The following is a 21,275-nucleotide window of genomic DNA, read 5'->3' as shown; positions in this document are numbered from 1 at the left end:
CCGGGGGAACTTCCCCCGGCCCTCCCGTGTGTCCGGTTCGCCCGCGGCCCTCAGCCCGTGAGCGTCGTACGCGGCCGCGGCTCGAACCCCGCCGCCCGGTACGACTCGTCGATCAGCCGCATCGTCGCCAGGGCGTCGTCCGCGTCCAGCGGGAGCGGACCGTCCCGGCGGATGTGGGCGGCCAGGGCCTCCAGTTGGTAGGTGTACGACGAGCGGGTGCCGAGGCGTTCCGTGCGTTCACCGTCGGGGGTGCGCACCACGAGACGGTCGTCGAGATGGGGCAGGACGAAGTTCGGGGCCAGAGCCTCGCCGCGGGTGCCGATGACGCGGCAGCTCATCTCCAGGTCGTCGTACGCCATGTGGCAGCGGGCCGACGCGGTCGCACCGCCGGGGAACTCCAGGTCGGCGTCCAGCCACTCGTCGACGCCGGGAGCGCCCGCCCGCGGTCCACCGCGTGCCGAGACGAGCCGTGGCGCGCCGCCCGCCCAGGGCGCGAGCATCCGCACCGCGTGCAGGCTGTAGCAGCCGAGGTCCATCAGGGCGCCGCCGGCCAGCGACAGCGACCAGCGCGGGTCCAAGTCGCCGGGGGCCGGGATCGCCACCAGCGTCTCCACCCGCCGGAGCTCGCCCAGTTCGCCGCTCTCGACGATCTCGTGCAGACGCCGGGTCACCGGGTGGAACAGGTAGTGGAACGCCTCCATGAAGACGCTCCCGGACTTGACGGCGGCGTCCCGTACCTCGGCCGCCTCCTCGGCGTTGCTCGCCGAAGGCTTCTCCGACAGGACGTGCTTGCCGGCCGCGAGCGCGGCGAGGTTCCACGGCCCGTGCAGACCGTTGGCGAGCGGGTTGTAGACGACCTCGACCTCGGGGTCGGCGAGCAGGTCGGCGTAGGAGTCCACCACCCGCTCCACGTCGTGCTCGTCGGCGAACGCCGCGGCGCGGGACCGGTCGCGCGCGGCCACCGCCACGAGGCGGTGGCCGGTCGTGCGGGCCGGACCCACGAGAGAGAGCTCGGTGATGCGTGCCGCGCCCAGCACGCCGATGCGCAGCGGTTCCCGGCCCGTGTCGTTCATCCCTGACGTACCTCCTCGATCGTGACCGGACGGTGCTCGTGCAGCGACAGTGTGCAGGCGTCCGCGATCCAGCCCGCCTCCAGCGCGTCCTCGATCGTGCACGGGGAGGGCCTCGTGCCGGCGACGACCTCGGTGAACGCGGTGAGTTCGGCGCGGTAGGCCGCGGTGAAGCGGTCCATGAAGAAGTCGTGCGGCGTGCCCGCGGGGAACGTCACCCCGGGCTCGACCGAACGCAGCGGCAGCTTGTCCTCCAGGCCGACGGCGATGGAGTCGGCGAAGCCGTGGATCTCCATACGGACGTCGTAACCACGGGCGTTGTGGCGGGAGTTGGACACCACCGCGATCGTGCCGTCGTCCAGCGTGAGGATCGCGCCCGTGGTGTCGGCGTCGCCCGCCTCCTTGATGAAGTCGGCGCCGCGGTTGCCGCCCACGGCGTACACCTCGACGACCTCGCGCCCCGTCACCCAGCGGATGATGTCGAAGTCGTGCACCGAGCAGTCCCGGAAGATGCCACCGGAGGCGGCGATGTAGGCGGCCGGCGGCGGCGCCGGGTCCAGGGTGGTCGAGCGCACGGTGTGCAGCTTGCCCAGCTCGCCGCCCTGCACCGCGGCGCGGGCGTTGACGAACCCGGTGTCGAAGCGCCGGTTGTAGCCGATCTGGATCGGCACGTCCCGGCCCTGGACGGCCTTGAGCACCTCGACGCCCTCGGCCATGGTCTTCGCGACGGGCTTCTCGCAGAAGACGGGGATGCCGGCCTCGACGCCGGCCAGGATCAGCGCGGGGTGGGCGTCGGTCGCGGCGGCGACGACGATGCCGTCCACACCGGCCGACAGCAGGGCCTCAGGCGAGTCCACGACCTCCGCCCCGAACCGCTCCGCGGCGGCCTTGGCGGCCTCCGCGAACGGGTCCGTGACGACGAGGGAGTCGACCGCGTCGAGTCCGGAGAGGGTCTCGGCGTGGAAGGCGCCGATACGGCCGAGGCCGAGGATTCCGATACGCATGAGCTGTGCTGCTTTCGTCGGGTGTGATTGCTGTCCGTGCTGCTTCTTCAGTCCAGGCCGCCCAGGACGTTCTGGTCCCAGTCGATCACCGACCCCGTGACCACCCCGGACCGCTCCGACAACAGGAACACCACGAAGTCGGCGATCTCGTCGGGCTGGCCCAGCTTGCCCATCGGCAGCCTCGCGGCGGCCTCCTCGCGCCAGTCGTCGCCGGCGCCGTGGAAGGCCCTCTGCGTGGCGTCCTCGCCCTCGGTCGCGGTCCAGCCGATGTTGAGGCCGTTGATCCGGATCCGGTCCCAGCGGTGCGCGTGCGCGGCGTTGCGGGTGAGCCCGATCAGGCCCGCCTTGGCGGAGACGTACGGCGCGAGGAAGGACTGCCCGCCGTGCGCCGAGGACGTGATGATGTTGACGATCGTGCCGGGCGCCTTGCGGCCGACCATGTCCGTCACGGCCACCTGCATGGCGAAGAACGGCGCCTTCAGGTTGATCGCGATGTGCTGGTCGAACAGCTCGGGCGTGGTGTCCAGCAGTGTGCCCCGGGACGTCAGCCCCGCCGAGTTGACCAGGCAGTCGACCCGCCCGTAGGCGTCGACGACCTCGGCGACGGACGCCTTGGCCTGCTCGGCGTCCGTCAGGTCGGCCCGCACGAACATGGCCTTGCCGCCGGCGGCGGCCAGCTCGGCCACCAGGGCCTCGCCGGGTTCCGGGCGACGCCCGGTGACGGCCACGACCGCCCCCTCGCGGACGGCCGCCCGCGCGATGGCGGCGCCGACGCCCTGGCTGCCGCCGTTGACGAGGACGACCTTGTCGTCGAGAAGTCCCATGCTTTCGGAGTCCTTTCAGCTCTGGCGCCGCTCGGCGCCGGCCCGCAGTTCGGCACGCAGGGCCTCGGGGGTCCACGCCCCGGCCAGCGCACGCCGTACGACGTCCGCCTGGGACGGCGGGGCCAGCCCGTCGACCGGCGGGTCGCTGTCCAGGTTGGTGGGGAAGGGGTAGCCCTCGGCGCTCGCGGCGATCACGTTCGTCGTCCACGCCTCGTCCGCGCCCTCGCCCGCACGCCGCAGCAGCACGGGGAACACGGCGTTCGCGACGGCCTCGCGGTCCACGGTCTCCATGGCCCGCCCGAAGGCGGAGGACACCTGGAGCAGGTTCGCCATGCGCCGGATGCCCGCCGACCGGTTGGTTCCGGCGGCGTGGAACAGCGCCGGGTTGAAGAAAGCCGCGTCACCCTTGGCGAGCGGGAGCTGGACGTGGTGCGCCTCGAAGTACTCCTGGAACTCCGGGAGTCGCCACGCCAGGTAACCCGGCTCGTACGCCTGCGAGTACGGCAGGTACATCGTCGGCCCGGACTCCACCGGCATGTCGCAGTGCGCGACGGCGCCCTGGAGGGTGAGCACGGGGGAGAGGCGGTGGACGTGGGCCGGGTAGGCCGCCGCGACCTCGTTGGAGAGGAAGCCCAGGTGGTAGTCGCGGTGCACGCTCTGCGCCGCACCGCCCGGGTTGACCACGTTGACCTGCGAGGTCACCTGGTAGCCGGGCCCGAGCCAGGCGGTCGAGACCAGCGCGAGGATGTCGTTGGCGTAGTAGTCGGCGAACGCCTCGGGGTCGTACAGGGCCGCCTTCTCCAGCGCGTTCCAGACCCGGTCGTTGGCGCCCGGCCTGGCGAAGTGGTCCCCGGCCGTCGCGCCCGAGGCGCGCTGCTCGGCGATCAGGGCGTCGAACACGGCACTGAGCCGGTCGACGACGCCGTGGTCCGCGAAGGCACCCTGGAAGACCACGATGCCCGGACCGTCGGTCAGCGCACGGGCCAGCTCGGCCCGCACCTCCCGGTCGTCCTCGGCCCCGCGCAGCCGGTCGCTGTCGTAGACCAGGACCTCGCGCTCCACGGCGGAGGCGTACGGGTAGTCGGCGAGGTCGGTCCTGCGTTCGACCAGCTCACGGAAGTCCGCGAGGTCGCAGTCGTGCTCGGACAGCCAGGTCCGGCGGTGTACGGAGGTGAAGGACATCGGTGTCCTCTCGGTGACAGGGGCGACTCAGCGATGCCATTCTTGTCATGACAATCCCGTCGAACAACCAGCAGGCGACCATCAAAAACCCCTCAAGGAGCCGTCGCATGGGGCACCCCTTCCCGATCCGGGAGATCGCACGTCAGGCGGGCCTGAGCGAGGCCACGGTCGACCGGGTGCTCAACGAGCGCGGAGGGGTGCGGGAGAGCACTGTGCGGGAGGTCCAGCAGGCGATAGCCGACCTGGACCGGCAGCGCACCCAGGTGCGGCTGGTGGGGCGTACGTTCATGATCGACATGGTGGTGCAGGCGCCGGAGCGGTTCACCACCGCCGTACGCGCCGCCCTGGAGGCCGAGCTGCCGTCCCTGCACCCGGCGGTGGTGCGCTCGCGCTTCCACTTCCGCGAGACCGGGCCGGTGCCGGAGCTGACCCGGACGCTGGACCGCATCGCGCGGCGCGGCTCACAGGGCGTGATCCTCAAGGCCCCGGACGTCCCCGAGGTCACCGCGGCCGTCGCCCGGCTCGCCGAGGCCGGTATCCCGGTGGTGACCCTGGTGACGGACCTGCCCGCCACCGCGCGCCTCGCGTACGTCGGCATCGACAACCGGGCCGCGGGTGCGACCGCCGCGTACCTCATGGGCCAGTGGCTCGGCGACCGTCCCGGCAATGTGCTGACCAGCCTCAGCAGCGGGTTCTTCCGCAACGAGGAGGAGCGCGAGATGGGCTTCCGCAGCGCCATGCGCACCCTCCATCCGGACCGCACGCTCGTCGAGATCGCCGAGGGGCAGGGACTGGACGCCACGCAGTACGACCTCGTCCGGGCCGCGCTGGAACGCGACCCGGACATCCGTGCCGTGTACTCGATCGGCGGCGGCAACATCGCGACGCTGAGGGCGTTTCAGGACGCGGGCCGTGAGTGCGCCGTGTTCGTCGCGCACGACCTCGACCACGACAACACGCGGCTGCTGCGGGAGCATCGGCTGTCCGTCGTGCTGCATCACGATCTGCGGCAGGACATGCGGGAGGCGTGTCATGTGGTGATGCGGGCCCACGGGGCGTTGCCGCCGGCCGGGGTGACGATGCCTTCGGCGATTCAGGTGGTCACGCCGTACAACATGCCGGGTTAGGCCGTCGCGCGGGTGCGGGTGCGGGTGTGGTTGCGGGCGCGTCGGGCTGGTCGCGCCCCGGGCGTCAGACGGTCGGGACCGGCACCGGTACCGTTCGGCCGCCGTCCCGCATGGAGGTGATCACCGCGTCGGCGACCGCAGAGGCGGTCAGGCCCTCGCGGGCCGAGGCCAGCGGGGAGGGCCGGCCGGCGACCACGGCGTCGATCCACGCCTTCAGCTCCAGCCGGTAGGCGTCCGCGAACCGGGGCCGCCAGTCGGCCGGGTGGCCGGTGGACCGCGTCCGGTCGAGGTGGCTCACGACCAGCGCAGGGTCGGCCAGTTGCAGCGCGCCGCGCTCGCAGACGACCTCGCAGCGGACCTCGTAGCCGTAGCGGGCGTTGAGGAAGGTCTCGACGGTGGTGAGCGTGCCGTCCGCGGTGTGCAGCAGCATGATCTGCGGGTCGCGCAGGCCGGGCGAGGACTCGCCCTCGGGTGCGTGCCAGGAGACCGCGGTGACGGGGGAGTCCAGCAGCCACGGCACGGTGTCGAGTTCGTGGATCGCCGAACCGGTGACGCTGAACTCGCTCACCGCACCCGGCGCCGAGGTCACGCCCCGGCTGACGCAGTGCACCACCCGCACTCTGCCGCTCGCACCCTCGCCGAGCGCCGCCTTCAGCGCGACGTGCGCCGGGTCGAAGCGCCGCATGAACCCCACCGAGACGAGCCCGCCGCCCGCCTTGTCGTCCTCGCGAACGACCTCGACGCACTCCGCGACGGTCGGCGCGAGCGGTTTCTCGCACAGCACCGGCTTCCCGGCACGCACCGCGGCCACGGTCAGCTCGGCGTGCGTCGAGTCGTGCGAGGCGATGACCACGGCGTCCACACCGGGATCGGCGATCAGCGCCCGCGCGTCGGGGCTCACCCGCGCGCCCGGTACGGCGTCGGTGACAGCGCGGGAACGCGCCTCGTCGACGTCCGTCACCGCCACGACCTCGGCGTCCGAGACATGGCCGTGCAGCAGCCGCACATGGTCCGCGCCCATCACGCCGGCGCCGACGACACCCACCCGGACCGTCACGCCGGCACCTCCACGTCCACCCAGGAACCGCTCTCGGCGGACCGGGACATGGCGTCCAGTACGGCGGCGCTGTGCACGGCGTCCGCGAGGGTCGCCCCGTGCGGGGCGCCCTCGGCGATCGAGCGCAGGAAGCGGTACGCCTCGATCACCTTCAGGTCGTCGTAGCCCATGCTCGTCGCGGCGCCCGGCTGGAACGCGCCGTACTCGCCCTGCGCCGGGCCGACGTAAAGGGTGCTGACCGGCTGGTCCTGGTAGCTGGTGCCCCGGCTGATGCCGAGCTCGCCCATGCGGCGGAAGTCCCAGAACACCGCGCCCTCGGTGCCGTGCACCTCGAAGCCGTAGTTGTTCTGCTCGCCGACCGACACCCGGCAGGCCTCCAGCACACCGCGGGCGCCGGATGCGAAGCGCAGCAGGCAGTTGACGTAGTCCTCGTTCTCGACCGGGCCGAGCTCACCGGTGGCGAGGGTGTGCCCGGCGGTCGCGCCCGTCGGCCGGGCGCGCTCGGGCACGAAGATCGCGGTGTCGGCGGTCAGCGAGGCGATGGCGCCGAGCAGGAAGCGGGCCAGGTCGACGCCGTGCGAGGCGAGGTCGCCGAGCACGCCGCTGCCACCGCGCTCACGCTCGTAGCGCCAGGTCAGAGCGCCCTGCGGGTGGGCCGCGTAGTCGCTGAACAGCCGGACACGGACATGGGTGACGGTGCCGATCTCACCGGAGGAGATCAGCTCGCGGGCGGTCTCCACGGCGGGGGCGTTGCGGTAGTTGAAGCCGACCGCGCTGTGCACGCCGGCCCCGGCCGCCGCGTCGGCCACCGCGCGGGCGTCCTCCGCGGTCAGACCGACCGGCTTCTCGATCCAGATGTGCTTGCCGGCCTCGGCCATCGCCACACCGATCTCCCGGTGCAGGAAGTTCGGGGCGGTGATGCTGACGGCCCGAACGCTCGGGTCGGCGGCCACGTCACGCCAGTCACGGGTCGTCGAGGCGAACCCGAACTGCGCGGCGGCCTCCTCGGCCCGGCCGGGCACCTCCTCGGCCACGGTCAGGAGCCGCGGACGCAGGGACAGTTGCGGATAGTGGTGCGGGACGCGGGCGTACGCCTGGGTGTGCACCCGTCCCATCCAGCCGAATCCGACGACGGCGACGCCGAGCGTGTCCACCATTGCAGCCCTTCTTTGGACCGGTCCATTTTCTGTCCCGGCCACCTTGGGCTCCACTTGTGACCGGTGTCAATCCCTCCGGCTCCCTTTGACAAGGGCGGGTGCCTGTGGAACGGTCCATCCTCATGAGACCGCCGACCATCCGTGACGTCGCCGACCGGGCCGGCGTCTCCAAGTCGCTGGTCTCGCTCGTGCTGCGTGGCTCGGAGCAGGTGCGCCCGGAGAAGCGGGAAGCCGTCCTGCGGGCCGTGACCGAACTCGGCTACCGTCCGAACGCCGCCGCGCGCAGCCTCAGCGAGCAGCGCACCCGCACGGTCGGCGTCCTCCTGAACGACCTGCGCAACCCCTGGTTCGTGGACATGCTGGAGGGCCTCAACTCCCTTCTGCACGACAACGGTCTGCACATGCTCCTGGCCGACGCCCGCCTCAACCGCCGTACCGGCCAGGACCCCGCCGGGCCCTTCCTGGATCTGCGGGTCGACGGCCTGGTCGTGGTCGGCACACTGCCCGACCCGGCCGCTCTCGGGGCGGTCGCCGAGCGGCTCCCGGTGGTGGTCGCGGGAGCCCGTGAGCCGGCCCTGCCCGGCGTGGCCGTCGTCGCCAACGACGACGAGCGGGGCGCCCGCCTGGTCACCGAGCACCTCATCGGACTGGGCCACCGGCGCATCGCGCACATCGCGGGGTACGGCGCGGTCGGCGAGCTGCGGCGGCGCAGCTTCGAGGCGACGATGCGGGCGCACGGCCTCGCCGACGGGGCCGTCGTCGAGTCGAGCGACATGACGGAGGAGGGCGGCTACCGCACGACGGTCCGCCTGCTGAGCCGCCCGGACCGGCCGACGGCCGTCTTCGCGGTGAACGACATCGCCGCGATCGGAGCGCTGTCGGCGGCCGAGGAGTCGGGGCTACGGGTCCCGCGCGACCTCTCCGTCGTCGGCTACGACAACACGAGCATCGCCCGGCTGCGCCACGTCTGGCTCACCACGGTCGACAACGCCAGCCACGAGGTGGGCCGCCGCGCGGCGCGTTGCCTGCTCGACCGGTTCGAGGGCGCCACCGGAGCGGGCGAACTCCACCTCGCCGCACCGACGTTGGAGATCCGGGGCTCGACGGCGCCCCCGCTCACAGGTTGATCGAGTACGCCTTCCGCAGTGTCTCGTGCACCGTCCACGTCGTACGGTCACCCTCGCGCAGCACGGCCATGTCGCCGGGCCCGACCTTCAGCGTCGGCCCGCCCTCGACCTCGATGGTGGCCGAGCCGCTGATCACGACGAACAGCTCGTCGGCCTCGGTGTCGGTGACCACGCCCGGCGTGATCTGCCAGATGCCCCGCATCTGACGGCCGTCCTGCGACTCCCACACCACCTTTCCGGTCACCTCGGGCGTCCCGGCCAGGATCTGCTCCGGGTCCAGGGGCTCGGGTTCGAGGTCGACGTCGGGGATGTGCAGTACGAAGCTGTGCGTCATGCGGCCGACCCTAGCCGGGGCGGGCGGGGCGGCGGCCTGGACAGAGTGTGCGGTGTCGGCGGGGCCGGGCGGACACATCGTCGCCGCCGGCCCCAGCCGTGTGCCCAATACGGCAGACAAAATTGTTGACAATTCTGTTTGGCTAGATTTACGTTCGACAGGCACTCACTCAGGGAGGGCACATGCCGAACGAAGCCCGTCCGGGCACCGGAGAGCAGGCCAAACAGCATGCGCTCGCGCAGCTGCGGCAGGCGATCCTGCACGGCGAGATGGCACCGGCCCAGCGGCTGGTGGAGAACGAACTCGCCGAGCAGTTCGGTGTGACACGGGCCAGCATCCGCGCGGCACTCATCGATCTGGAGGCTCAGGGACTGGTCGAGCGGATCCGCAACCGTGGCTCACGGGTGCGGGTGGTGACCGTGGAGGAAGCGGTCGCCATCACCGAGTGCCGCATGGTGCTGGAAGGACTCTGCGCGGCTAAGGCGGCGGTCGCCGCCAGCGACGAGCAGCTGACCGTGCTGGCGGATCTCGGTACGGCCATGACCAAGGCCGTCGACGACGGCGAGCCGATGACGTACTCCGAGCTGAACCAGGAACTGCACGCCAGGATCCGTGAGTTCTCCGGCCAGCGCACGGCCGTGGAGCTGCTGGAGCGGCTCAACGCACAACTGGTCCGCCACCGCTTCCAGTTGGCGCTCAGGCCCGGTCGCCCGCAGCACTCCCTGAACGAGCACCTGGCCATGATCGAGACGATCCGCGCCAGGGACCCGCAGGCGGCCGAGGCGGCCGTCCGCGCCCATCTCACCAGCGTGATCGAGGCGTTGCGCGACTGACGCACACGCACCGGACGCGGGGGAGGCGGGCGCCCACCTGTCCATCTAGGAGATTGCACCCATGACCCAGGCCAACGCGCCCGCCGTCCCACGTTCCACCCTCGTCATCACCGCGCACGCCGGCGACTTCGTGTGGCGGGCGGGCGGCGCCATCGCCCTGGCCGCCTCCTGGGGCGAGAAGGTCACCATCGCCTGCCTGACGTTCGGCGAGCGCGGCGAGTCCGCCAAGGCCTGGCGCGAGGGCCGGAAACTGGCGGAGATCAAGGCGATACGCCGCGACGAGGCCGAGCGCGCCGCCGCCACCCTCGGCGCCGAGGTCCGCTTCTTCGACGCCGGCGACTATCCGCTGCTGCCCACCGCCGAGCTGACCGACGAACTCGTCGCCGTCTACCGCGAGACACAGCCCGACGTCGTCCTCACCCACCCGACCGAGGACCCGTACAACGGCGACCACCCGGCCGCCAACCGCATGGCCGTCGAGGCCCGGATCCTCGCCCAGGCCATCGGCTACCCCGGCGACGGCGACATCATCGGCGCCCCGCCCGTCTTCTACTTCGAGCCGCACCAGCCCGAGATGAGCGGCTTCAGGCCCGAGGTCCTGCTCGACATCACCGAGGTCTGGGACACCAAGCGAAAGGCGATGGAGTGCCTCGGTGCCCAGCAGCACCTGTGGGACTACTACACCGACCTCGCCGTACGCCGCGGCGTGCAGCTCAAGCGCAACGCCGGTCCCAACCTGGGCCTGGCCCACCGGACGCTGGCCGAGGCGTACATGCGCCCCTACCCGCAGATCGCGCAGGAGCTGGCATGAGCGGCGTCATCGTCACCAACCCCCCGAAGGCGGCGCTGAAGGACGTCGACGCGCTGGCCGGGTTCGGCGTCGCGACCGTGAGCGAGGCCATGGGACGGACCGGGCTGCTGGGCCCGGGGATCCGCCCCGTCCAGCAGGGCGTACGGGTCGCCGGTACCGCCGTCACCGTGCTGAGCTGGCCCGGCGACAACCTCATGATTCACGCCGCGGTGGAGCAGTGCGGCGAGGGCGACATCCTCGTCGTCACCACCACCTCCCCGTGCACGGACGGCCTGTTCGGCGAGCTGTTCGCGACCGCCCTCAAGCAGCGCGGGGTGCGCGGGGTCGTCATGAGCACCGGCATCCGCGACACCCAGGAGCTTCGCGACATGGGTTTCCCCGCCTGGTCGCGTGCCGTCTCGGCGCAGGGCTCCGTCAAGGCCACCGGCGGCTCGGTGAACGTGCCGGTCGCGATCGACGGCCAGGTCGTCCGCCCCGGCGACGTGATCCTCGCCGACGACGACGGGGTCGTGGTCGTCCCCCGGGGACGCGCCCGGGAGACGGTCGAGAAGGCGGAGGCCCGCGAGGCCAGGGAGGCCGCGACCCGCGCCGCCTTCCTCGACGGCCAACTCGGCCTGGACCGCTACGGGTTGCGGGAGACGCTCGTACGGCTGGGGGTGGTCTGCAAGTCGTACGACGAGTACGTCCGTGACGACCGCGGCAGCGCACTTCGGGACGGGGAACGGCCATGACGCGGCGTCCCGCCGAGGTCCGCTGCATGCTGATGCGCGGCGGCACCTCCAAGGGCGCCTACTTCCTGGCCGCGGACCTGCCCGCCGACCCCGCCGCCCGCGACGAGCTGCTGCTGCGCGTCATGGGCAGCCCGGACGAGCGGCAGATCGACGGGCTGGGCGGCGCGCACCCCCTCACCAGCAAGGTCGCCGTGGTGTCGTCCTCGTCCGATCCACGGGCCGACGTCGACTACCTGTTCCTCCAGGTCGCCGTCGACCGACCGGAGGTGAGTGACCGTCAGAACTGCGGCAACATCCTCGCCGGAGTCGGCCCGTTCGCCGTGGAGCGAGGGCTCGTCCCGGCGGGGGAGGAGGAGACCTCCGTCCGGATCCGCATGGTCAACTCCGGCGATCCCGCTACGGCGACCTTCCCGACCCCCGGCGGCCGGGTCGAGTACACCGGCGACGCCGAGATCTCCGGCGTGCCCGGCACCGCCGCTCCCGTGGTGATCGAGTTCCCGCCCGGCGCGGGCAAGCTGCTGCCCACGGGCAGGGTCCGCGACACGCTGGACGGCACGACGGTGACCTGTGTGGACAACGGCATGCCGACCGTACTGATCACCGCCACGTCCCTCGGCGTCACCGGCTACGAGACGCCCAAGGACCTGGAGGAGGACCTGACCCTCGCCGACCGGCTCCGCGAACTCCGCCTGGCGGCAGGCCACTTGATGGGGCTCGGCGACGTCTCGGACGCCACCGTCCCCAAGCTCACCCTCCTCGCCCCGCCCCGCCACGGCGGCGCGATCACCACCCGCACCTTCATTCCGGTCCGCTGCCATACGTCGATCGGTGTGCTCGGCGCGGCGAGCGTCGCCGCCGGGCTGCGCGTAGAGGGCGGCGTCGGCGCGGGCCTCGCCCGCCTCCCCGACGACGGCGACCGCATCCGCATCGAACACCCCACGGGATTCCTGGACATCGAGAGCGGCCTCGCCACCGACGCCGCCGGTCTGCCCACCGCCCGTCGTACGGCCGTGGTCCGTACCGCCCGAAAGATCTTCGACGGCACCGTCTTCCCCAGGTCCGCCGAGAGGGCCCCACTGCCCGCACCCACCCCCGGAGGCCCCCGATGACCCCGCCGCTCGGCGACATCGCCCACATCGGCCACGCCCAGCTGTTCACCCCGGACCTGGACGCCAGCGTCGCCTTCTTCACCGACTATCTGGGGCTCACCGTCAACGGACAGCAGGGCGACACCGTCTACCTGCGCACCTACGACGACTACGAACACCACAGCCTGGTCCTCACCGCCCGCGACCGGCCCGGCCTCGGCCGCCTCGCCCTGCGCGCCTCCGGTGAGGAGGCGCTGCAACGCCGGGTCCAGGCCGTCGAAGCCGGCGGCGGCAGCGGCAAGTGGGTCGAGGACGAGCCAGGACTCGGCAGGCTCTACCTCACCACCGACCCCGACGGGCACGAACACGCCCTGTACTGGGAGAGCGAGTACTACCGGGCACCGGAGGAGCTGCGGCCGGCGCTGAAGAACCAGCCGCAGGCCAAACCCAACCGGGGCGTCGGCGTACGGCGCCTGGACCACGTCAACTTCCTCGCCGCCGACGTGCTCGCCAACGCCGAGTTCCAGGAACAGGTGCTGGGAGCCCGGCCCACGGAGCAGATCCGGCTCGACTCCGGCCGGATCGCGGCGCGTTGGCTGACGTACACCGACAAGTCGTACGACGTCGTCTACACCTCGGACTGGACGGGATCCAGCGGCCGGCTGCACCACATCGCCTTCGCGACCGACACCCGCGAGGACGTCCTGCGCGCCGCCGACCTCGCCATCGACACGGGCGTGTTCATCGAGACGGGCCCGCACAAGCACGCCATCCAGCAGACGTTCTTCCTGTACGTCTACGAGCCCGGCGGCAACCGCATCGAGCTGTGCAACCCGCTCACCCGGCTCGTGCTGGCCCCGGACTGGCCGCTGATCACCTGGACCGAGGCCGAGCGCGCCAAGGGGCAGGCGTGGGGCCTGAAGACGATCGAGTCCTTCCACACCCACGGGACACCCCCGGTCGTCTGAGACGGCCCCCTGCGCCAGGCGCTTCCCCCGGAGCCCTCGATTGTCGCTGAGATTGTTGACAAAAGTGTTGACTGTCCAGCCGTCCGCTCCTTAGCGTCTGGCGCACAACGCACGAGAGGAAAACAAGGATGTCCTCCTCCCCCTCCCCGTCCGCTCGCGTCGGCAGACTGGCCGTGGTGGCCGTCGGCCTGTGCTGGCTGGCCGTCCTCTTCGACGGCCTGGACATGTTCATCTACGGCTCGGTGCTGCCCCACATGCTGGCCGAGAAGGCCCTCGGGCTTACCCCCGACAAGGCCGGTGACCTGGGCAGCTACGCCACCTTCGGCATGCTCGTCGGCGCCCTGACGGCGGGCACGGTCGCCGACCGGATCGGCCGCAGGAAGCTCATGGTGGCCTGCGTCGCGCTGTTCTCGCTGGCGTCCGCGCTGTGCGCGACGGCGGGCAGCGTCGCGGTGTTCGGCCTCGGCCGGACCCTCGCCGGCATCGGGCTCGGCGGGCTGCTGCCGACCGCGATCAGCATGGTCTCCGACTACGCCCCGCGCGGCCGCGGCGCCCTCACCATCGGGATGCTGATGACCGCGCACCACGCGGGCGGTATCCTCTCCGCCTACGTCGCCCTGTGGGTCGTCGAACCCCTCGGCTGGCGGGCCGCGTTCTGGTTCTGCGTGCTCCCGCTGCTGTTCGTGCCGGTGCTGGTCCGGTTCCTGCCCGAGTCGCTGAGCTTCCTGGTCGCCAAGGGTCGCACCGATCAGGCGCGTGCACTGGCCGGCCGCTACGAGGTCGAACTGCCCGCGGCCCCGGCCGAAAAGCAGGCCGCGGGCGACCGTTGGAACGCCCTGGCCAACCTCTTCAGGGGCGGCGAGTGGACCCAGACCCTCCTGTACTGGCTGGCCTCCTTCGGCGGACTGCTCCTCGTCTACGGCGTCGCCACCTGGCTGCCCACCCTGATGCGCAGCGAGGGCTACAACCTCGGCTCGGCGCTGACGTTCGTGGTCCTGTTCAACCTCGGCGGCATCGTCGGCATGCTGGTCGCGGGGCGCGCCTCCGACCGGTTCGGCGCCCCGCGGATCTCGGCGATCTGGTTCGCGCTGACGGCCGTCGGGGTCTTCCTGCTCAGCGTTCACATGCCGCTGGCACTCACCTTCACGGTGGTGTTCCTGACAGGCGTGTTCCTCAACAGCGCGCAGACCATGATCTACGCGACGGTCTCGATCGGCTCCCGCCCCGAGAACCGGGCCACGGCCGTCGGCTGGACCTCCGGCATGGGCCGCTTCGGTGCCGTCTTCGGGCCGTGGCTCGGCGGCCAGTTGCTCGCCGCGAACAACGGCGACTGGGGCTTCACCGCCTTCGCCCTCGCGGGCCTGTCGTCCATGGTCTTCATAGGGATCGCCGCCCTGCGCGGCTCGAAGCGGACGGCCTCGACGGGCAGCGGACAGGAGTTGGTCGGCGCGCACTGACCGGCGGACGCCGACCCTGGGGGAGAGTCGAGACGCCGCTCGCCGCGGTCATATGCGGCGAGCGGCGTCCGTCATATCAACTGGCCCTTCATATGTACTGATGGTCCGAACTGGGTTATACGACGGTCTCGCGTATTGTTGCGTCATATGCCCGCTGTGACGCGTGGCGGCTCTCGGGACGTCGGGGGCAAGTGAGTTGAACTTGAAGGGGGACGGGGGACGTGGTGGCACTTCTCGCGGTGGTGGCCGTCGTCGGATACATGGCAAAGGCAGGACTGCCCTGGTGGGTGGTCGCGGCAGTGGCCCTGTTGACGGCCGGATTCGCCGCGGGGGTGTCCGGGGGCCCGGCCCGGGGTGGCAGAAGCGCGACGGCGCCGGACCCGGCCCTGCCGCCGGCTCTGCCTCCACTGGACGACAGGGACGCGGCCGACTTGCCGATCGCGGCGAACGTGGGGGCTGCGGCCTCCGACGGCTGGGACACCCCGGCCCCGACGGCGGGCTCGGACCGGGCCCTCAGGTGAGGCGACCGCCCGTGGCCTCCCGCAGATGCCGGGCGATGAGCGCGTAGACCTCGCGCGCCTTGGCGTCGTCCAGCCCGTCGTACCCATGATCGAAGCCGGCCACGTCATGGTGCCCGACCAGGGCCCCGGCCCGGCGCAGCCGCTCGGCATAACGCTCACCCTCGGCCCGGAGCAGGTCGTACTCGGCGGTGATCAGCAGCGCCGGGGCGATGCCCTTCAGGTCGGCGGTGTCGGAGGGGTGCGCCGGGGAGACGAGGCGGTCGGCCCGCCGGTGGACGTCCGGGACGTACGACGTGTCGAAGACGTCGGCCATCCAGGGCCGCAGCATCGGCTTGGCGATGGCGGCGCGCTTGTCGCGGGCGTTCGTCGCCAGGTCGAGCGGGGGATAGTGCAGCGCCTGAAGGGCGATCGAGGGCCCGCCCTCCTCCAGCGCCTGCCGTGCCACGGCCGCCGCGAGTCCGCCGCCCGCGCTCTGCCCGCCCACGGTGAGCCGCTCGCCGTCCCAGCCCTCCTCGGCGCCGTGCTCCGCGACCCACCGGACGACCTCGTACGCCTGCCGCGGCGGCGCCGGGAACGGATGCTGCGGGGCGACGGCGTAGTCCACGTTGATCACGACCGCCCCGGCCTCGACGGCGAGGAGACGGCACAGCGGGTCGTCGACCTCGGTCAGTGTCATGACGAAGCCACCGCCGTGGAAGTTGACGTGCACCGGCGGAGCGGGCTCGTCGCCCGGGGGCAGATACACGGTGACCCGGGCGGGTGCGATCGACGTCGGAATCGTCAACTCGCGTACCTCGCGCGGATATTCGGGAAACCGCGCGTGCCAGGACGAGACCGACCCCCGTCCGGCGGCACGGCGCTCCGCCATCACCGTCACCCGCTGCATCACCTTGGCCACCAGGGCGGCCACCGAGGGCCGGGCCAGCACAGACATACGGCTCCGATCGGTCGCGGCCCACCGGCCTGCCACTCCACAGGGAGACTCTATTGAGTTAGGCAATTGTAGACGCCGACAATAATGGGTCAAGGGGTCGAGTCGCGTCTGGGCGGTGGTGTCGATGAGGTAGGGTTGACCTGCGTGATCACGCGGTACGCCGTGTGACGGCACCGGGACGTGGCGCAGCTTGGTAGCGCACTTGACTGGGGGTCAAGGGGTCGCAGGTTCAAATCCTGTCGTCCCGACGGTGTTAAGGGTCTTCGTGGGCAGTGGCTCGCGGAGGCCCTTTTCGTACGGCGTCGGCGTCAGGCCGACGGGAGCTCCGCCCAGCGGCTGGTTCCGCCCGTGTGGACGTGGACGCCGCAGCGGGACGCCAGTGCGTTGACGATGTCGAGGCCGCGGCCGTGTTCGTCCGGGTCGATCGAGGAGGCCGGGTCCTCCGCCGGTGCCGCGGGGCCCAGGTCGGTCACCTCGACGCGTACCGTTCCGCACCCCTCCGGCAGGCTCCGCGAGAGCCGCAGCGTCGCCGGCGGCACGGCGTGGACGATGGCGTTGGTGAGGAGCTCCGAGACCACCAGCAGGACGTCGGCGGCGCAGTCGGCCGTCAGATTCCAGTCGGACAGCACCGCACGGACACGCCGCCGTATGCCGGCGACCGCCCCCGGGACGTGCGGCAGGGAGAAGACGTGCTCGACCTCCCCACGAGGCGCGGCGGCGAGCTGCGCTGTAGTCATCTGTCCTCCTCGGGCGGTCCCTGCCGGCCCCAGGTCGGGGCGTAGGTGTCATCGAACGCTAAACAAGGAGAATCCACCGGTCAACGAACCTGGGTCGGCATTACCGAACGACAGTCCCAAAGCGGAAAAACTGGGACTACCATCGCCTCATGGCCGGCCCAGTCCAGTCCATCGAGCGGGCGGCGGCGATCCTGCGACTGCTCGCCGGCGGATCCCGCCGACTGGGGCTGGGGGAAGTGGCCTCGTCGCTGGGGCTCGCCAAGGGCACCGCCCATGGAATCCTGCGGACCCTGCAGCACGTGGACTTCGTCGAGCAGGACCCGGCGACCGGAAAATACCAGCTCGGGGCGGCTCTGCTGCACCTCGGCACCAGCTACCTCGACGTGAACGAACTGCGTTCGCGCTCCATCAACTGGGCCGACGCCCTGGCCGGCCGCAGCGGGGAGGCCGTACGCCTGGGCACGCCCCTGGAGGGCAAGGTGCTCGTCATCCACCACGTCTTCCGGCCGGACGACACCCTCCAGACCCTCGACGTCGGCGCGCTGCTGCCCCTGCACGCCTCCTCGCTCGGCAAGGTCCTGCTGGCCTTCGGAGCGACCCCGGTGGAGCCGCTGCTGGAGGAGGAACCGGAAGGGTACACCCGGCACACCCTGGTCCACCCCTCGGAGCTGAACCGGGCGCTGGCGGAGATACGGGACCTCGGCTGGGGCGCCGAAGTGCAGGAGATGAGCATGGGCGAAGCCGGGATCGCCGCGCCGATCCGGGGACAGGGCGGTCTCGTGGTGGGCGCGATAGGCGTGTCCGGGGCCGTGGAGCGGATCTGCGACTCCAAAGGCCGGCCGCTGCCGGCCCTGATCACCGTGCTGCGGGAGGCGGCACGCGCGATCTCCAGAGACCTGGGCGCGGCTCGCTGGTAGGCCCCCAGCACCTCCGCGACACATCGGAAGGGAGGGCCGATCATGGTTGAACGGTATGTGATGTCCATCGACCAGGGCACCACGTCCACCCGCTGCATCCTGTTCGACCACGGCGGGCGGCTGGTGTCGGTCGCCCAGCGGGAGCACCAGCAGTTCTTCCCCAGGCCGGGCTGGGTCGAGCACGACGCCGTCGAGATCTGGCGCAACCTTCAGCGGATCGTCCCCGAGGCGCTGTCGAACGCCGGGATCGAGGCGAGCCAGATCTCGGCCATCGGGATCGCCAACCAGCGCGAGACGACCGTGCTCTGGGACCCGCGGACCGGCATCCCGCTGGTACGGGCGATCGTCTGGCAGGACACCCGCACCGCCCCGCTCGTCGACGAGCTGAGGAGCGACCCGGGCGACGACTTCTTCCTGGACCGCTGCCGGCTGCCCCCGTCGACGTACTTCTCCGCGCCCCGGATCCGCTGGCTGTTCGACAACGTCGACGGGCTGGAGCGGCGCGCCCGCGACGGCGAGGTGCTGTTCGGCACCATCGAGAGCTGGCTGATCTGGAACCTCACCGGTGGCCCCGACGGCGGCCTGCACATCACCGACGCCACCAACGCCAGCCGCACCATGCTCATGGACATCCGCACGCTGACCTGGGACGCGGAGCTCATGGCCTTCTTCGGCGTGCCCCGCGCGATGCTGCCGGAGATCCGGTCCTCGGCGGAGAACTACGGCGAGGCGAGCGCCCTCCTCCCGGGCGTGCGGATCACGGCGGCCCTCGGCGATCAGCAGGCGGCCCTGTTCGGGCAGACCTGCTTCTCCCCGGGCGAGGCGAAGTGCACCTACGGCACCGGCAGCTTCCTGGTGATGAACACCGGCACCGACGTCGTCCGCTCCGAACACGGGCTGCTGACGACCGTCGCGTACAAGATCGGGGACCAGCCCACCATCTACGCGCTGGAGGGCCCGATCGCCGTCACCGGGTCGCTGGTGCAGTGGTTCCGCGACCGGCTGGGCCTGATCCACAGCGCCCCCGAGATCGAGACGCTGGCCCGCACCGTCGAGGACAACGGCGGCTGCTATATCGTCCCCGCGTTCTCGGGGCTGTTCGCGCCGCACTGGCGCAGCGACGCCCGCGGCGTGATCGTCGGCCTCACGTCGTACATCACCAAGGGCCACCTGGCCCGTGCCGTCCTGGAGGCCACCGGCTGGCAGACCCGGGAGGTCGTCGACGCCATGAACGCCGACTCCGCGCTCGCCCTGAAGCAGCTCAAGGTCGACGGCGGCATGACGTCCGACCATCTGCTGATGCAGATCCTGGCCGATGTGCTCGACGTTCCCGTCGTACGGCCCCTCGTCGCCGAGACGGTGTCCCTCGGCGCCGCCTACGCGGCCGGTCTCGCGGCCGGCTACTGGCCGGACCTCCAGGTCCTGCGCCGCAACTGGCACCGGGCCGCGCAGTGGCTGCCGGACATGGACGCCGAGCGGCGCGAGTGGGAGTACGAGTGCTGGAAGCGGGCCGTCGAGCGGTCGCTGGGGTGGATCCAGCCGCCCAGGCGCCCCTGACCCGCCGGGCCGATGGGTCTGCCCAGCGGGTCCGCCGCCGTCTGCGGACCCGCTGGGTGTCCGACCCCCGGGCCGGTCGTGGTGCCGCCCCTCAGCGGGTGACCAGCAGACCCCGGCTGCGCAGCACGCGCCGCTCCAGCGGGCTGAAGATCAGCAGGTCGATGGCGATACCGACGAGCAGGATCAGGAAGATGGCCAGGAAGACCTGGGACATGCTGCTGTTGTTGCGGCCGTTCTCCAGCAACTGGCCGAGGCCGACGCCGAGATCGGGCGAGGACGCGATGATCTCCGCCGCCATCAGCGATCGCCACGAGAACGCCCAGCCCTGCTTCAGACCGGCCAGATAGCCCGGCAGCGCCGCCGGCATCACCACGTGCCTGGCCTCGCGCAGACCGGTCGCGCCCAGGGTGCGTCCGGCCCGCAGGAACAGCGGCGGGATCTGGTCGATGCCCGCGACGAGGCCGTTGGCGATCGAGGGGACCGCGCCGAGCAGGATCACCGCGTACATCATCGAGTTGTTCAGACCCAGCCACAGCACGGCCGGCGGCACCCAGGCCACCGACGGCAGCGACTGGAGGCCGGACAGGATCGGTCCGATCGCCGCGCGCACGAACCTCACCCGCGCCACCAGCAGACCCAGCGGCGTGCCGATGGCCAGCGCCAGCAGGAAGCCGAGCAGACCGCGCGAGACGGACGTCCAGATGTAGTCGAGCAGCGTGCCCTGGAGCCATGCGTCGCGCACCTCGCCCCATACGTCGGACGGGGAGGGCAGCTTGTACGCGGGGACGACCTCCGCCCACACGAGCAACTGCCAGACCACCAGCACCAGCGCGACCGCGGTGACGGGCGGCAGCACCTTGCGGGTCAGGGTCTCGCGCAGCGACGCACGGCGGACCTGTACCGAGTCCAGGGCGTCGAGCCCGGCCTCCAGCCCGGCCAGGTCCTCGCCGCCGTTCTTCCTCGCGTCGACCTTGATGTCGCCCGTGATCGTGATGTCGTCGTGGGCATCGCCCTTGACGTCGACGCCCTTGTCAGTGCCGGCCATGGCGGCGGATCTCCCCACGCAGTTCTTCGGTGATCTCGGCGGACAGTTCGGCCACCGCCGCGTCCTCGATGCGGCGCGGCTGCGGAATGCCGACCGTCCATTCCCGGGCGATACGGCCCGGGCGCGAGGACAGCAGGACGACGCGCTGCGCCAGCCGTACCGCCTCGCGCACGTTGTGCGTCACGAACAGCACCGACACGCCCGTCTCCCGCCAGATACGGGTGAGTTCGTCGTGCAGCACGTCCCGGGTGATCGCGTCCAGCGCGGCGAACGGCTCGTCCATCAGCAGCAGCCGGCTGTCCTGGGCGAGCGCCCGCGCCAGCGCGACCCGCTGCCGCATACCGCCCGACAGCTCGTGCACCCGCTTGCCGTACGAGCCCTTCAGCCGGACCAGTTCGAGCAGTTCCTCGGCCCGCGGGCGCCGCTCGGCCTTGGCGACCCCGCTGAGTTTCAGGGCGAGTTCGATGTTCTTGCCCGCGGTCAGCCACGGGAACAGGGCGTGCTCCTGGAACATCAGGGCGGGCCTGCCGTCCGTGCCGATCGAGCCGGCGGACGGCAGGTCCAGCCCCGCGACCAGGTTGAGCAGGGTGGACTTGCCGCAGCCCGAGGCCCCCAGGAGGGTGACGAACTCACCCGGCGCGACATCGAGGGTGATGTCGTCGAGGACGAGTTGCTGCCCGGCGGGGCCGGCGAAGGACTTCGAGACGTGCTCGATCCGGGCGGCGTACTGCACCGCCGTGGTGTCCTCGGCGACCTTCGCGGTCGTGACCGTGGTGGTCATGGTCGTCACCTCC

At 71.6% G+C, this 21,275-nt stretch carries 22 protein-coding genes and 1 tRNA gene; 12 read left to right on the top strand and 11 right to left on the bottom strand.

Translation table 11 applies throughout. The annotated features are described in order from the left end of the window. Positions 1-50: 50 nt before the first annotated feature. The 4 genes from CP983_RS05385 to CP983_RS05370 are packed head-to-tail and all read right to left on the bottom strand — an operon-like array spanning position 51 to position 4,080. Entirely contained in the window at positions 51-1,073 is a 1,023-nt protein-coding gene (locus CP983_RS05385) for a Gfo/Idh/MocA family protein (protein WP_150498718.1), read from the bottom strand. After that, positions 1,070-2,074, bottom strand: coding sequence for a Gfo/Idh/MocA family protein (locus CP983_RS05380; protein ID WP_125526169.1), 1,005 nt, complete (start codon positions 2,072-2,074; stop codon positions 1,070-1,072). Before CP983_RS05380 ends, CP983_RS05385 begins: the two co-directional genes overlap by 4 nt. 47 nt (positions 2,075-2,121) lie before the next feature. Further along, a complete protein-coding gene (locus CP983_RS05375) occupies positions 2,122-2,898 on the bottom strand; it encodes an SDR family oxidoreductase (protein ID WP_150498717.1) in 777 nt (258 codons plus the stop codon). 15 nt (positions 2,899-2,913) lie between these two features. Then, the gene (locus tag CP983_RS05370) at positions 2,914-4,080 is read right to left on the bottom strand and encodes a phytanoyl-CoA dioxygenase family protein (protein WP_150498716.1); all 1,167 of its coding nucleotides are present in this window, start codon (positions 4,078-4,080) and stop codon (positions 2,914-2,916) included. A gap of 107 nt (positions 4,081-4,187) precedes the next feature. On the opposite strand from CP983_RS05370, the gene CP983_RS05365 reads away from it, so the two are divergent. Further along, entirely contained in the window at positions 4,188-5,207 is a 1,020-nt protein-coding gene (locus CP983_RS05365; protein ID WP_107908643.1) for a LacI family DNA-binding transcriptional regulator, read from the top strand. A gap of 64 nt (positions 5,208-5,271) precedes the next feature. Here CP983_RS05365 and CP983_RS05360 read toward each other — a convergent pair whose 3' ends face one another. Further along, positions 5,272-6,264 carry a Gfo/Idh/MocA family oxidoreductase gene (locus CP983_RS05360; RefSeq protein ID WP_150498715.1) on the bottom strand — a complete coding sequence of 331 codons (993 nt, stop codon included), beginning with the start codon at positions 6,262-6,264 and terminating at the stop codon, positions 5,272-5,274. Continuing rightward, complete coding sequence (locus CP983_RS05355; protein WP_150498714.1) at positions 6,261-7,421, bottom strand: Gfo/Idh/MocA family protein; 1,161 nt, start codon at positions 7,419-7,421, stop codon at positions 6,261-6,263. Before CP983_RS05355 ends, CP983_RS05360 begins: the two co-directional genes overlap by 4 nt. A 122-nt stretch (positions 7,422-7,543) precedes the next feature. Between CP983_RS05355 and CP983_RS05350 the strand changes: the two genes are divergently transcribed. After that, positions 7,544-8,548, top strand: coding sequence for a LacI family DNA-binding transcriptional regulator (locus CP983_RS05350; RefSeq protein WP_107908687.1), 1,005 nt, complete (start codon positions 7,544-7,546; stop codon positions 8,546-8,548). Here the strand turns inward: CP983_RS05350 and CP983_RS05345 are convergent. Further along, positions 8,538-8,882 carry a cupin domain-containing protein gene (locus CP983_RS05345; protein ID WP_150498713.1) on the bottom strand — a complete coding sequence of 115 codons (345 nt, stop codon included), beginning with the start codon at positions 8,880-8,882 and terminating at the stop codon, positions 8,538-8,540. The genes CP983_RS05350 and CP983_RS05345 overlap by 11 nt on opposite strands. Before the next feature lie 182 nt (positions 8,883-9,064). On the opposite strand from CP983_RS05345, the gene CP983_RS05340 reads away from it, so the two are divergent. The 7 genes from CP983_RS05340 (at position 9,065) to CP983_RS05310 (ending at position 15,291) form a co-directional block, all read left to right on the top strand. Further along, on the top strand, positions 9,065-9,715 hold the full coding sequence (locus CP983_RS05340) for a GntR family transcriptional regulator (protein WP_150498712.1): 651 nt from the start codon (positions 9,065-9,067) through the stop codon (positions 9,713-9,715). A 61-nt stretch (positions 9,716-9,776) separates the two neighbouring features. Beyond that, positions 9,777-10,526, top strand: a complete 750-nt coding sequence (locus CP983_RS05335; RefSeq protein ID WP_150498711.1) for a PIG-L deacetylase family protein — start codon at positions 9,777-9,779, stop codon at positions 10,524-10,526. Beyond that, positions 10,523-11,257 (top strand): 4-carboxy-4-hydroxy-2-oxoadipate aldolase/oxaloacetate decarboxylase, encoded by a 735-nt coding sequence (locus CP983_RS05330; protein WP_150498710.1) that lies wholly within the window; start codon positions 10,523-10,525, stop codon positions 11,255-11,257. Before CP983_RS05335 ends, CP983_RS05330 begins: the two co-directional genes overlap by 4 nt. Beyond that, on the top strand, positions 11,254-12,366 hold the full coding sequence (locus CP983_RS05325; protein WP_150498709.1) for a 4-oxalomesaconate tautomerase: 1,113 nt from the start codon (positions 11,254-11,256) through the stop codon (positions 12,364-12,366). Before CP983_RS05330 ends, CP983_RS05325 begins: the two co-directional genes overlap by 4 nt. Then, entirely contained in the window at positions 12,363-13,313 is a 951-nt protein-coding gene (locus tag CP983_RS05320) for a catechol 2,3-dioxygenase (protein ID WP_150498708.1), read from the top strand. Before CP983_RS05325 ends, CP983_RS05320 begins: the two co-directional genes overlap by 4 nt. A 128-nt stretch (positions 13,314-13,441) precedes the next feature. Next, complete coding sequence (locus tag CP983_RS05315; RefSeq protein ID WP_150498707.1) at positions 13,442-14,770, top strand: MFS transporter; 1,329 nt, start codon at positions 13,442-13,444, stop codon at positions 14,768-14,770. Between the two features lie 221 nt (positions 14,771-14,991). Beyond that, complete coding sequence (locus tag CP983_RS05310; RefSeq protein WP_150498706.1) at positions 14,992-15,291, top strand: hypothetical protein; 300 nt, start codon at positions 14,992-14,994, stop codon at positions 15,289-15,291. Here the strand turns inward: CP983_RS05310 and CP983_RS05305 are convergent. Further along, on the bottom strand, positions 15,284-16,225 hold the full coding sequence (locus CP983_RS05305; protein ID WP_150498705.1) for an alpha/beta hydrolase: 942 nt from the start codon (positions 16,223-16,225) through the stop codon (positions 15,284-15,286). The genes CP983_RS05310 and CP983_RS05305 overlap by 8 nt on opposite strands. Before the next feature lie 174 nt (positions 16,226-16,399). Between CP983_RS05305 and CP983_RS05300 the strand changes: the two genes are divergently transcribed. Further along, positions 16,400-16,473, top strand: a tRNA-Pro gene (locus CP983_RS05300). A gap of 60 nt (positions 16,474-16,533) precedes the next feature. On the opposite strand, the gene CP983_RS05295 is transcribed toward CP983_RS05300, so the two are convergent. Next, positions 16,534-16,962 (bottom strand): ATP-binding protein, encoded by a 429-nt coding sequence (locus CP983_RS05295; protein WP_107908622.1) that lies wholly within the window; start codon positions 16,960-16,962, stop codon positions 16,534-16,536. A gap of 149 nt (positions 16,963-17,111) precedes the next feature. Here CP983_RS05295 and CP983_RS05290 point away from each other — a divergent pair, with 149 nt between their 5' ends. Then, positions 17,112-17,879 carry an IclR family transcriptional regulator gene (locus CP983_RS05290; RefSeq protein ID WP_107908619.1) on the top strand — a complete coding sequence of 256 codons (768 nt, stop codon included), beginning with the start codon at positions 17,112-17,114 and terminating at the stop codon, positions 17,877-17,879. 42 nt (positions 17,880-17,921) lie between these two features. After that, a complete protein-coding gene (glpK, locus tag CP983_RS05285) occupies positions 17,922-19,436 on the top strand; it encodes a glycerol kinase GlpK (RefSeq protein ID WP_125528494.1) in 1,515 nt (504 codons plus the stop codon). A gap of 91 nt (positions 19,437-19,527) precedes the next feature. Here the strand turns inward: glpK and CP983_RS05280 are convergent, their stop codons facing one another. Next, the gene (locus CP983_RS05280) at positions 19,528-20,481 is read right to left on the bottom strand and encodes an ABC transporter permease (RefSeq protein WP_229914645.1); all 954 of its coding nucleotides are present in this window, start codon (positions 20,479-20,481) and stop codon (positions 19,528-19,530) included. Continuing rightward, the gene (locus CP983_RS05275) at positions 20,468-21,262 is read right to left on the bottom strand and encodes an ABC transporter ATP-binding protein (protein WP_150498704.1); all 795 of its coding nucleotides are present in this window, start codon (positions 21,260-21,262) and stop codon (positions 20,468-20,470) included. Before CP983_RS05275 ends, CP983_RS05280 begins: the two co-directional genes overlap by 14 nt. Positions 21,263-21,275 lie beyond the last annotated feature (13 nt).

Origin of the sequence: Streptomyces chartreusis, assembly GCF_008704715.1 — a bacterium.
GTDB lineage: Bacteria > Actinomycetota > Actinomycetes > Streptomycetales > Streptomycetaceae > Streptomyces > Streptomyces chartreusis.
This window is presented reverse-complemented; position numbering and strand designations above follow the sequence as displayed.

Coding starts and splice junctions, on each gene's coding strand:
- CP983_RS05370 (WP_150498716.1), bottom strand. CDS start 4,080: ATGTCCTTCACCTCCGTACACCGCCGGACCTGGCTGTCCGAGCACGAC.
- CP983_RS05335 (WP_150498711.1), top strand. CDS start 9,777: ATGACCCAGGCCAACGCGCCCGCCGTCCCACGTTCCACCCTCGTCATC.
- CP983_RS05385 (WP_150498718.1), bottom strand. CDS start 1,073: ATGAACGACACGGGCCGGGAACCGCTGCGCATCGGCGTGCTGGGCGCG.
- CP983_RS05365 (WP_107908643.1), top strand. CDS start 4,188: ATGGGGCACCCCTTCCCGATCCGGGAGATCGCACGTCAGGCGGGCCTG.
- CP983_RS05280 (WP_229914645.1), bottom strand. CDS start 20,481: ATGGCCGGCACTGACAAGGGCGTCGACGTCAAGGGCGATGCCCACGAC.
- glpK (WP_125528494.1), top strand. CDS start 17,922: ATGGTTGAACGGTATGTGATGTCCATCGACCAGGGCACCACGTCCACC.
- CP983_RS05320 (WP_150498708.1), top strand. CDS start 12,363: ATGACCCCGCCGCTCGGCGACATCGCCCACATCGGCCACGCCCAGCTG.
- CP983_RS05350 (WP_107908687.1), top strand. CDS start 7,544: ATGAGACCGCCGACCATCCGTGACGTCGCCGACCGGGCCGGCGTCTCC.
- CP983_RS05315 (WP_150498707.1), top strand. CDS start 13,442: ATGTCCTCCTCCCCCTCCCCGTCCGCTCGCGTCGGCAGACTGGCCGTG.
- CP983_RS05325 (WP_150498709.1), top strand. CDS start 11,254: ATGACGCGGCGTCCCGCCGAGGTCCGCTGCATGCTGATGCGCGGCGGC.
- CP983_RS05275 (WP_150498704.1), bottom strand. CDS start 21,262: ATGACCACCACGGTCACGACCGCGAAGGTCGCCGAGGACACCACGGCG.
- CP983_RS05355 (WP_150498714.1), bottom strand. CDS start 7,421: ATGGTGGACACGCTCGGCGTCGCCGTCGTCGGATTCGGCTGGATGGGA.
- CP983_RS05375 (WP_150498717.1), bottom strand. CDS start 2,898: ATGGGACTTCTCGACGACAAGGTCGTCCTCGTCAACGGCGGCAGCCAG.
- CP983_RS05295 (WP_107908622.1), bottom strand. CDS start 16,962: ATGACTACAGCGCAGCTCGCCGCCGCGCCTCGTGGGGAGGTCGAGCAC.
- CP983_RS05340 (WP_150498712.1), top strand. CDS start 9,065: ATGCCGAACGAAGCCCGTCCGGGCACCGGAGAGCAGGCCAAACAGCAT.
- CP983_RS05345 (WP_150498713.1), bottom strand. CDS start 8,882: ATGACGCACAGCTTCGTACTGCACATCCCCGACGTCGACCTCGAACCC.
- CP983_RS05305 (WP_150498705.1), bottom strand. CDS start 16,225: ATGTCTGTGCTGGCCCGGCCCTCGGTGGCCGCCCTGGTGGCCAAGGTG.
- CP983_RS05380 (WP_125526169.1), bottom strand. CDS start 2,074: ATGCGTATCGGAATCCTCGGCCTCGGCCGTATCGGCGCCTTCCACGCC.
- CP983_RS05330 (WP_150498710.1), top strand. CDS start 10,523: ATGAGCGGCGTCATCGTCACCAACCCCCCGAAGGCGGCGCTGAAGGAC.
- CP983_RS05290 (WP_107908619.1), top strand. CDS start 17,112: ATGGCCGGCCCAGTCCAGTCCATCGAGCGGGCGGCGGCGATCCTGCGA.